This window comes from Veillonella dispar (assembly GCF_937975875.1).
Lineage (GTDB): Bacteria > Bacillota > Negativicutes > Veillonellales > Veillonellaceae > Veillonella > Veillonella dispar_B.
The window spans coordinates 1-10,598 of sequence record NZ_CALJSP010000148.1 but is presented as its reverse complement, the minus strand read 5'-3'; the positions used below and the strand labels follow the sequence as shown (position 1 = coordinate 10,598).

Sequence of the window (10,598 nt, the reverse complement as noted above, 5' to 3'; positions counted from 1 at the left end):
AAGGAGAGCTAATAATCCATGTATAGGTTTATGAAAATCTTTAGTGCCTTTATTTGCTTATTACCTAAAGGTTTGCAATATGCTATTGGTACATTGCTTGGTGAAATTGCGTGGCTAGCAGTGCCGCCTAAACGCAAGCGCCTAGCGATAGGCCAAATTTTATTCTGTAATATTACCGATGACCCCAAGGAAGCTCGACGCATTGCGAAAGCTAGTACTACACGCTTTGGTCGCATGATTATTGATGTATTACGCTATCCTGAAATTAAGGATGGTGCATACAAAGATATGGTAGAGTTTATTAACAAAGAGTACTTAGATGATGCTTTAGAAAATGGTCGAGGCGCAATCTTGGCGGCTGTTCATAGTGGCAACTGGGAACTCCTTGGGGGGGTTCTTGCTTCGGAAGGGTATCCGTTGATTTCTGTGGCCATGAAACAGAATGGTGATGCCGATAAGTTTATCAATGAATATCGTCAGATTATGCACCAACATGTGACTTATAAAACTGGTGTGCGGGAAATGATCAATGAACTAAAAAAAGGCGCTTTTTTAGGCCTTATTATGGATCAGGATCCTGGTGATGATGGTGTTCTTGTACCATTCTTTGGTTATGAAACATTGACGGCTGCTGGACCAGCTGTACTGGCTCGTATGCAAGATGTACCTATCATTTTTGTGACAATACATTATAGTCCATTTTCTGAGAAGCATGAGATTGAAGTACATCCACCAATTTATGTGGAGCGTACAGATGATAAAAAACGTGATATAGCAGTAACAACAACGCTTTTAAATGAGTTTATTGAAGATTATATTAGAAGATATCCTGAAGATTGGTTCTGGCTTCATAACCGTTGGAAGTGGACACGTCGTTTCTATGGCGAGCATATTGAAACTCCGCCAGATGTATATCGCTAATTATTAAATATAAAGAGATTTTACATGTGTATTTGTACAGTGTCGATTTAGATGCCGCATGAATAAAGCATAGTAAAGTCTCTTTTTATTTTACAGTGTATAAAGTACTATTTATAATTAAATTTATATAGAGTTAATTATGTGAAAAATGCTTTCAAAATCATTGAATATATGGTAAATTCCTTGTATCACCTATGCAAATAGGGTATAATACATATTGGTGTATAGTAAACGTGAATTCAGATTATGAAAGGACTTTCTTATGAGTAAGCCACAACAAACAATTAAACAGGCTATTTCATATCAAGGGATTGGCCTTCATAGCGGTGAACCAGTGAATATGGTTTTTAAACCTGCACCTGAAAATACAGGAATTGTGTTTATCCGCACGGACATTGAAGGTCATCCTTCTGTGCGAGCACACATTGATAATGTGACGAACACTATGCGCGCTACTACATTGGAAAATGGTGAAGCGAAGGTTTTCACTGTAGAACATGTTATGGCTGCGTTCAGTGCTATGAATATTGATAACTGTTATATCGAGATGGATTCTCCTGAACCTGCTGTAGGTGATGGTAGTAGTGCTATTTTTGTAGGCCTTATAGAAGAGGCTGGCATTCAAGAACAAACAGCACCGCGTCATGTATATAAAATAACTCGCTCTCATGCTATTTATGATGGAGATCGTTTTGTAGTTATTTTGCCATACGATGGCTATCGCATTACATTTACATCGGTTAACAGTCATCCGTTACTTGGTACGCAAAATTGCGATTTTGAGGTTTTACCAGAATCCTTTAAAGAGCATATTAGTGCTGCTAGAACTATCGGATTTATGAAAGAATTAGAACAATTACAGGCTATGGGCCTTGCAAAAGGTGGTACCTTAGATAATGCGTTAGTTTATGATGATGAGAAGTGTTTGTCTGTACCTCGCTTTGATGACGAATTAGTTCGTCATAAGGCATTAGACGTAGTAGGCGACTTATTCTTATTAGGACGAATCGAAGGTCATGTAATTGCTATGAAATCGAGTCATGAATTAAACTCAAAATTGGCTCGTAGTATAATGGAAGAAATAAGGGAGACACAGCCATGATTCTTAATCACGAAGACATTTTAGAAATTTTACCTCATCGTTATCCTATGCTTTTGGTAGATCGCATCGTTGAGTTAGAACCTATGAAACGCGCTGTGGGCATTAAAAATGCTACATTCAACGAATTGTTCTTCCAAGGTCACTTCCCAGGCAATCCAGTAATGCCAGGCGTGTTATTGACTGAGGCTATTGCACAAGTTGGTGGTATTGCTTTGCTATACCCTGAAGAAAACCGAGGTCTTACACCTATGTTTACAGGTATTGATAAAGTTCGTTTCCGTCATCCTGTAAAACCTGGTGATCAAGTACGTATGGAAGTTGATATTGTAAAAATCAAAGGTAAAATGGGTAAGGTTGAAGGCCGTGCCTATGTTGGCGACAAATTGTGCGCTAGCGGTGAATACATGTTTGCCCTTGTATAATGATTGAGGAGTGATTGTAGTGATAGTTGTAGGCATGGAAAATGCAGAATCCAACATCCATAGTACAGCCATAGTCCATCCAAATGCTAAATTGGGCAAAGATGTAATCGTAGGTCCTGGTGCTGTAATCGGCGAACATGTCGAAATCGGCGATGGTACACAAATCGGTGCACATGTTGTAATTGGTGGTTGGACAACCATTGGTAAGCGTTGTGAGATTTATCCTAACGCATCTATTGGGTTGGAACCGCAAGATTTAAAATTCAAAGGCGAAAAAAGCTATTGTAATATTGGCGATGAAACGGTTATCCGTGAATTTGTCACTATTAGCCGCGCTACTGGAGAAGGTGAAGAAACACGTGTAGGCAATAACTGCTTGCTTCAAGCATGTACACATGTGGCTCATAACTGTATTGTTGGCAATAATGTAATTATGAGTAATTGTGCAGGCTTAGCTGGTCACGCTATCGTTGAAGATCGCGTAGTTATTGGTGGCCTTGCAGGTATTCATCAATTTGTTAAGATCGGTCGAAATGCTATGGTTGGTGGCATGGCTAAGGTGGTCCAAGATATTCCACCGTACGTTATTGCTGATGGTCAACCAGCGCGTGTTATCGGCCTTAACTCTGTTGGTTTATCTCGTGCAGGTATTTCAGAAGAAGTACGCCGAGATTTGAAACAAGCATTCCGTATTATTTATCGTTCTGGTTTTAGTTTATCTAAGGCTATTGAAGAAATGGAAATGCAGCTTGATTCTTCTGTAGAAATTGAAAATTTATTACGCTTCTTACGCAATGCCGATCGTGGTATTATGCGTACACGTCGCGACTAATTTAAAAGACCTCGTACAATGTACGAGGTCTTTTTATGTACTTTATAAATATCATGCTTTCGATGGGAGATGAAATCTATAACATTAGGTCATAAATATAAAATATTTTGATAAAATATTTGAAGTTTTTTTACGTTCATAAGACGTAAAAGAGGAATGAAAAAATTCTACTAAAATGTTGAAGAAATAGGCATAAAACATGGTGTTTTAATGGTAAAAAATGCCTATTTATAGTACAATATATTGTATATGATTATGTCTTTTTTGAGGCATTAAGTATTGTAAATTTGTAATCACTCATTGATATATAGGCCGTAGGTCATCTAGGAGGTATAGTCTTGGCAAAGGTAGGATTGATTGCAGGCATAGGCGTTTTGCCTGTAGAATTCATGCGCGCTGCTCATGTATTAGGTCATGAGGTAGTGGTTATCGGTGTAGTTCCAGATGTAGACCCGGCTTTAAAGGCTGAGGCCGATGCTTTCTATGATATTGGTGTTGCCAAATTAGGTAAGATTTTTAAAACCTTGAAAAAAGAAGGCGTTGAAGAATTAACTATGTTAGGTAAAGTGACTAAGGAAATTCTCTTCAAAGGTCTTACATTCCCTGATTTAAAAACATTAGGTGTTCTTAAACGCCTTAAAAATCGTAAAGATGACACTATCATGCTCGCCATCGTAGATGAAATCGAACGAGAAGGGTTTAAAGTGTTAGATCAAACTGTATACCTTAAACCATTTATGCCAAAGGTGGGGGTGCTTTCAAAAACACAGCCTACTGATGAACAATGGGCAGATATTTGCTTTGGCTTTGAACTAGCTAAGCAAATGGGTGGGCTTGATATTGGTCAAACAGTAGTTGTAAAACATAAAGCGGCTATGGCTATTGAAGCTATTGAGGGCACTGATAAGTGCATTTTGCGTGGCGGTGAATTAGGCCGTGGCGATGCAGTTGTGGTTAAAACGGAAAAACCAAATCAAGATGTTCGTTTTGATGTTCCTGCTGTAGGGATAAAAACATTAATGTCCATGATTGATAGTGGGTGTAAAGTCCTTGCTGTAGAGGCTGAAAAGACTATTTTTGTTCAACAACAAGATGTACTAGATTTGGCAAACCGTCATGGTATTGTTATTTGTGCTGTTGACCAAGAGTTTGTAGATTCCAGAAAGGATGCATAATGAAAGTCATGTTTTCTGCCGGTGAAGCATCCGGTGATACTCATGCAGCCAGTGTTGCTAATGCACTGAAAGAAATAGATCCTTCGGTTGACATGTTTGGCATGGGCGGTACCTTGATGGAACGCGCTGGTGTTCGCATCGTATATGATATTAAAAATTTAGGCGTTATAGGGATTGTAGAGATTGTAAAATCACTACCGAAATTCTTTAAACTTCGCACCTACTTAAAACGTGTCATGATGAAGGAAAAACCAGATATTCTCGTCTGTGTAGATTACCCTGGCTTTAATATGAAACTAGCAGCTGTAGCTCATGAATTGGGAATTCCCGTTCTTTATTATATTGCTCCTACGATTTGGGCATGGCATAGTAGCCGTGGGAATACAATTCGCAAGTATGTCACTAAGGTAGCATCTATCTTTCCTTTTGAAGCTGAAGCGTATCGTAAATATAAATGCGATGTAGAATTTGTAGGCCATCCACTATTGGATATCGTACATCCTACGATGAGCAAAGAAGCGGCTGAGGAATACTTTGGAGCTCGTAAAGATGCTAAAAAAGTATTGCTCATGCCAGGTAGCCGTAAGCAAGAGGTACTATCCTTGCTAGATACGATGTTAAAAAGTGGCGAGCAATTGATGGCGAACCATGAGGATATTCAATTCTTCTTGCCTCGCGCACATACCATCGATCGTAGTGAATTAGAAACTTTCATCGATGCTCACAAAGTGCCGGTGACGATTACAGAAGACCATACATATGATTTGATGCAGATTTGTGATGTATGTCTCGCCGCATCAGGTACAGCTACATTAGAAACAGCTATGATGGAGTTACCAACTATTTTATTGTATCGAGTATCTCCAATTACATATGGCATTGGTAAGATGGTCGTCAATGTGACTCATGTAGGTTTGCCAAACATTGTAGCTGGCAAAGAAGTAATTCCTGAGTTATTACAAGATGCAGTGACACCTGAGGCTATTGTATCTCTTGTGGAACCTCTTCTAACTGATGTGGAACGCAATGAAGCGATGCGTAGCGAATTGCGTGAAGTACATCATAAATTAGGTGAACCAGGTGCTGTAAAGCGCGTAGCAGAACTGGTATATAACCTCGGTAAGGAGAAATGTAATGAATAGTTATTCTAGGCTCTTATATTTTGTAAAGCCTTATTATAAGCGCATGATTTTTGCAGTGTTCTGCATGATCGTCGCAGCTGCGGCATACTTGGTAGTGCCTTGGCTTATTAAAAATGTAGTAGACCAAGTATTAGATGATAAGAATATGTTTATGTTGAACCTCATAGTAGGGTCTATCATTCTTATATTCTTAATTCGTGGCTTTGCTACATATGGTCAAACCTATAATATGTCTTACATTGGACAACGTGTCATCATCGATGTACGGGAGGCCATCTTTAATCATCTACAAAAATTAAGCTTATCTTATTTTGATCGTCGTAAGACTGGCGTTATCATGAGTAATCTTACCAATGACGTTGCTGCACTTCAGACTGCTGTAGTTGATAATTTGATTTCTTTTATTACGGAATCTGTAACACTTATCGGTTCTCTCGTGTCTATGCTACTTATTGACTGGAAATTGACACTTGTTACCTTTATTACAGTTCCAGTAGTGCTAGTAATTATCAATGTATTTGGTAAAAAGCTTCGTGTAGCAGGTCATGATGTACAAGGCCGTGTGGCTGATATTACAGCACTTTTACAAGAGGTAATCAGCGCTATTCGAGTAGTAAAATCATTCGCTCGTGAAGATTTTGAACGGAAGCGTTTTGAAGATGAAAATGATCGCAACTTTAAAGCTGTTATTAAAGCGACTAAGTTGACTAGCTTGTTAAGTCCAATGGTTGAGTTTTCTGCAGCCATTGCGGTGGCAGTCATCCTTTGGTATGGTGGCTATTCTGTAGTAACAGGGACTATTACAGCAGGTTCTTTGATTGCGTTCCTAATTTATGCAATCAACTTGTCTAACCCAGTTAAACGCTTGAGTCAAGTTTACGGCAATATTCAAAAAGCATTGGCTGCAGCTGATCGTGTATTTGAAATTTTAGATACTAAAACTGACGTTGTGGAAAAACCTGATGCTATTACGTTGCCATCTATTAAAGGCAATGTAGAATTTAAAGATGTTTCATTCTCTTATGATGGTGAAAAAACAGCGCTCGAGAACTTTACTTTGTCTGTTAAGGCTGGTGAAAGCGTAGCTCTTGTTGGTCCATCTGGCGCTGGTAAAACGACGCTAGCGAACTTGTTACCTCGCTTCTACGATGTAACCGGTGGCGCTATCACGATTGATGGTTATGACGTGAAAGACGTTACATTTAAATCGTTACGTGAACAAATCGGGCTTGTACCACAAGAAACTGTGTTGTTTAATGCCACAATTAAAGAGAACATCTTGTATGGTCGATTAGATGCTACTGATGAAGAAGTATATGAAGCTGCTAAGGCTGCCAATGTACTTGAATTCGTTGAGAAGATGCCTGACGGTCTCGACACAGTGGTGGGCGAGCGAGGCAGTTCCTTATCTGGTGGTCAACGTCAACGTGTAGCTATTGCACGTGCTATTTTGAAAGACCCACGTATTCTAATTCTAGATGAAGCGACATCTGCATTAGATACAGAGAGTGAAAAGCTTGTACAAGAGGCGCTAGATCGCCTTATGAAAGGGCGTACTGCATTTGTAATTGCCCATCGATTGAGCACAGTTCAAAATGCTCATCAAATTGTTGTACTTAATCAAGGCCACTTGGTAGAGCAGGGGACTCACCAAGAGCTATTAGCTGTTGATGGCGGATTGTACAATCATCTCTATTCCGTTCAATTCTCCAACAAAGGATAATCATGTACTGGATATATAACGTATTGCTCATATTTTATTGGATTGGCTTGATTCCGGTTATTCTATACCGCCTTGCCTTTGAAGATGGATTTTATGAGCGTATCAAACAGAGTGCAGGCTATATGCCAGCCTCACTACTAAAGAAAATTGAAGGACGTCGTGCTATTTGGATTCATGCTGCTTCTGTAGGGGAAATTGTAGCTACTAGTCCATTAGTAAAGGAAGTAAAAAAGGAATTTCCTGAAGCGGTTGTTGTGGTGTCTGTTGTAACTGCAACAGGCCATGCAATGGCCCATCGCATCATACCAGAGGCTGAAGGAATTATTTTCTTCCCTCTAGATTTACCGTATTTGACGCGTAAGATTTTGCATATTATTAAGCCAATTGCTATCTTGCTTGTAGAAACAGAAATTTGGCCTAACTTCTTGCGTATCGCTCAATCAGAAAATATTCCTGTTATGATGGTTAATGGTCGTATTTCTGATCGCAGTATGAAACGCTATAAATATATTAGTGCGTTCACGAAAGAAATGTTGCGTTCCATTGAGCGTTTCTGTATGCAATCAAAATTCGATGCTGCACATATTGAAGTATTAGGTGCACAAACATCTGATATTACCGTAACAGGTAATATGAAATATGACCAAACGTATGCCACGGTATCAGCTGAAGAAAAACAAGCTCTTCTTGAAGAGTTTGGCTTTGGTAATAATCATCCGATCATCATTGCCGGTAGTACACATAAGGGTGAGGAAGAAACAATCTTTGAGACCTTTAAACAAGTTTTACAAGAATATCCTCAAGCGCGCTTGTTAATTGCACCTCGTGAGATATATCGCGGTCATGATGTTCAAACGCTAGCGAAACGTTATGAATTGAATGCTATTTGTCGTAGCGATATGACAGAGCCAGTTCATGAAGGCATACCAGTAGTTGTTTTAGATACTATTGGTGAACTAGGTCGTTTATATAGCTTAGGGGATATTATTTTTGTAGGCGGTTCTCTTGTAAAAACTGGAGGCCATAATATTCTCGAGCCTGCCGCACATGGTAAACCAATTCTTGTAGGACCTTATATGTTTAATTTCAAAGAAATTTTTGGTTTATTAAACTCTCGTCATGCTTGTGAACAAGTGAAGAATGGCAAAGAATTAACCGCTATGGTGTTGCGCTTATGTAAAGACAAAGGTTTGGCAACGGAAATGGGTCAAAATTGTCTTGATATTATTTGTGAAAATCGCGGTGCAACACAACGTAATACACAAGAGTTACGTCAACTCTTTAAAAAACACCATATTGTTCCATAAGATCGATATGATTTATTAGATTCATCTATGATATTACATAATAGGAGGAGTCACCTATGAGTGGGGAAGCATTATTCAAATCCATCGTTAGTGGTGAAAATCAATCCATATTAGGTGATATAGCTCGTTCTAGCTTGGGCTTTCTAAGTAAAGGTTACGAAAAGGCTGTATCCATACGAAATGCTCGATTTGATGCGGGTAAAGGTGTTACTAAAGTTACCGTGCCTGTTATTAGTGTTGGTAACATTACTGCCGGTGGTACTGGCAAAACACCGATGGTGAGATTTATATGTGATGTACTCGCCCGAAAAGGACTTCATCCTACCGTGCTTAGCCGTGGCTATCGAGCTGAGGACAATAAGAAAAATATCATTATTTCCAAAGACGGTACGATGTTAGTAGAGCCATCTATTAGTGGTGATGAAGCGTGGCTATTGGCTAAAGTATTGCAAAAATCTAATGTAATTATCGGCCGCGAACGGGCTATATCTGCAGAAATTGCTATTAATGAACTCGGTGCAGACTGTCTTGTTATGGATGATGGTTTTCAACATCGTGCATTAGCTCGAGATATTGATATCGTTCTTATTGATGCATCTAATCCATTTGGTTATGACCATGTATTGCCTCGCGGTTTATTGCGCGAGCCTCTTAGTGGGTTAGAGCGAGCTAATATTATTGTTCTCACAAAGGTTGATCAAGTGGCGCCTGGTGTTGTTTCCGGAATTCGTAAGCGTTTAGCGCATATGTTACCTAATACACCTGTATATGAAACAATCCACAAGCCTCAATGTATGTATACCTTAGAAGAGTGGGCTAATGGAGAACCTGGTTCTTCTATCGATGCATATCAAGAGCATCGTATTATGGCTGTTAGTGGTATTGGGAATCCTCAATCCTTTACACAAACGATGACCGACATTGGGTATAATGTTGTTCATACAATGCCTTTTGGTGATCATCATAATTTTGAAAATGATGATGTCGTAGATATTTGGAAAGAGGCATTTGCTCATCAAGCGGATGCTATTTGTATCACTGAAAAAGATGCGGTGAAGCTAAGTCAGTTGCATGCAATTGAAGACTTAAAAATACCGATTCTAGTGCTATCTATTGGAATTGAATTTGTCTCTGGAAAGCAAGAATTCATAGAAAATTTAGAGATTTAGTGTATAATAATAAGATACACGAATGACAGAAATGGGGTTTTATTGTGAAGTTTGGATGCGTTATTCCTGCTCGTTATGGTTCTACAAGATTACGAGGGAAACCATTAGCGGATATTGCAGGTAAACCAATGATTGAACGGGTTTATGCAAGGGTGTCACAAGCGACAAAAACAGAATGTACTATTGTTGCTACCGATGATGATCGTGTTTATTCTGCTGTTCAAAACTTTGGGGGAGCTGTTATGATGACAGATCCTAATCACCCTACCGGAACTGACCGATTAGCCGAGGTTGCTAGTCATTATATAGACTTAGATGTCATTATTAATGTTCAAGGTGATGAACCTATGATTGAGCCAAAACTCATTGATGACTTGGCCCAACTTTTTGAAGAAGATCCAAACTTACAGATGGCAACTGTTGCGACTCCTTTATTAGAGGATGAATACAATGAGCCATCTGCAGTAAAGGTTATTTTAAATAATCGCAATGATGCGATGTATTTTTCTCGGTCCTTAATCCCGTATCCACGTCATGATTTTGTACGTGCTCCACTAAAACATATTGGTATCTATGCATATCGTAGAGATTTCTTGCTAAATTATGCAAAGATGGAACCAACACCAGCAGAGCAAACAGAATCGTTAGAGCAATTGCGCGCTCTTGAAAATGGCTATACTATTCGTGTTATTCTTACAGATAAACGATTTATCGGTGTTGATACACCGGAAGACTTAGCTCGTGTAAATGCAATCTACGAGCAAGAGGAGAAATAAATGAAAACAGTTCAAATTAAAGATATTAC

At 39.0% G+C, this 10,598-nt stretch carries 10 protein-coding genes; all 10 read left to right on the top strand.

Annotated elements, in window-relative coordinates; genetic code table 11:
• The first annotated feature begins 18 nt into the window (after positions 1-18).
• The 10 genes from Q7P05_RS07190 to kdsB all read left to right on the top strand — a co-directional run bounded on the left by Q7P05_RS07190 (position 19) and on the right by kdsB (position 10,569).
• Positions 19-921, top strand: a complete 903-nt coding sequence (locus tag Q7P05_RS07190; protein ID WP_213467095.1) for a lysophospholipid acyltransferase family protein — start codon at positions 19-21, stop codon at positions 919-921.
• Between the two features lie 262 nt (positions 922-1,183).
• Positions 1,184-2,023 carry a UDP-3-O-acyl-N-acetylglucosamine deacetylase gene (lpxC, locus tag Q7P05_RS07185; RefSeq protein WP_303931358.1) on the top strand — a complete coding sequence of 280 codons (840 nt, stop codon included), beginning with the start codon at positions 1,184-1,186 and terminating at the stop codon, positions 2,021-2,023.
• Positions 2,020-2,445 (top strand): 3-hydroxyacyl-ACP dehydratase FabZ, encoded by a 426-nt coding sequence (gene fabZ / locus Q7P05_RS07180; protein ID WP_004695477.1) that lies wholly within the window; start codon positions 2,020-2,022, stop codon positions 2,443-2,445. The genes lpxC and fabZ overlap by 4 nt, the downstream gene beginning before the upstream one ends.
• 19 nt (positions 2,446-2,464) lie before the next feature.
• A complete protein-coding gene (lpxA, locus tag Q7P05_RS07175) occupies positions 2,465-3,277 on the top strand; it encodes an acyl-ACP--UDP-N-acetylglucosamine O-acyltransferase (RefSeq protein WP_174683260.1) in 813 nt (270 codons plus the stop codon).
• Between the two features lie 338 nt (positions 3,278-3,615).
• Entirely contained in the window at positions 3,616-4,452 is an 837-nt protein-coding gene (locus Q7P05_RS07170) for an LpxI family protein (RefSeq protein WP_005387281.1), read from the top strand.
• Positions 4,452-5,594 (top strand): lipid-A-disaccharide synthase, encoded by a 1,143-nt coding sequence (lpxB, locus tag Q7P05_RS07165; protein ID WP_303931356.1) that lies wholly within the window; start codon positions 4,452-4,454, stop codon positions 5,592-5,594. Before Q7P05_RS07170 ends, lpxB begins: the two co-directional genes overlap by 1 nt.
• Complete coding sequence (locus Q7P05_RS07160; protein ID WP_005387284.1) at positions 5,587-7,317, top strand: ABC transporter ATP-binding protein; 1,731 nt, start codon at positions 5,587-5,589, stop codon at positions 7,315-7,317. Before lpxB ends, Q7P05_RS07160 begins: the two co-directional genes overlap by 8 nt.
• A gap of 2 nt (positions 7,318-7,319) precedes the next feature.
• Positions 7,320-8,624: a 3-deoxy-D-manno-octulosonic acid transferase gene (locus Q7P05_RS07155; protein WP_303931354.1), complete on the top strand. Its 1,305-nt coding sequence runs from the start codon at positions 7,320-7,322 to the stop codon at positions 8,622-8,624.
• A 56-nt stretch (positions 8,625-8,680) separates the two neighbouring features.
• Entirely contained in the window at positions 8,681-9,793 is a 1,113-nt protein-coding gene (gene lpxK / locus Q7P05_RS07150; protein WP_119207022.1) for a tetraacyldisaccharide 4'-kinase, read from the top strand.
• Between the two features lie 44 nt (positions 9,794-9,837).
• Positions 9,838-10,569: a 3-deoxy-manno-octulosonate cytidylyltransferase gene (kdsB, locus tag Q7P05_RS07145; protein ID WP_303931350.1), complete on the top strand. Its 732-nt coding sequence runs from the start codon at positions 9,838-9,840 to the stop codon at positions 10,567-10,569.
• Positions 10,570-10,598 lie beyond the last annotated feature (29 nt).

Bases quoted from the DNA above. Each gene is read 5' to 3' on its own strand.
- Q7P05_RS07190 (WP_213467095.1), top strand. From the start codon at position 19: ATGTATAGGTTTATGAAAATCTTTAGTGCCTTTATTTGCTTATTACCT.
- lpxC (WP_303931358.1), top strand. From the start codon at position 1,184: ATGAGTAAGCCACAACAAACAATTAAACAGGCTATTTCATATCAAGGG.
- fabZ (WP_004695477.1), top strand. From the start codon at position 2,020: ATGATTCTTAATCACGAAGACATTTTAGAAATTTTACCTCATCGTTAT.
- lpxB (WP_303931356.1), top strand. From the start codon at position 4,452: ATGAAAGTCATGTTTTCTGCCGGTGAAGCATCCGGTGATACTCATGCA.
- Q7P05_RS07160 (WP_005387284.1), top strand. From the start codon at position 5,587: ATGAATAGTTATTCTAGGCTCTTATATTTTGTAAAGCCTTATTATAAG.
- Q7P05_RS07155 (WP_303931354.1), top strand. From the start codon at position 7,320: ATGTACTGGATATATAACGTATTGCTCATATTTTATTGGATTGGCTTG.
- lpxK (WP_119207022.1), top strand. From the start codon at position 8,681: ATGAGTGGGGAAGCATTATTCAAATCCATCGTTAGTGGTGAAAATCAA.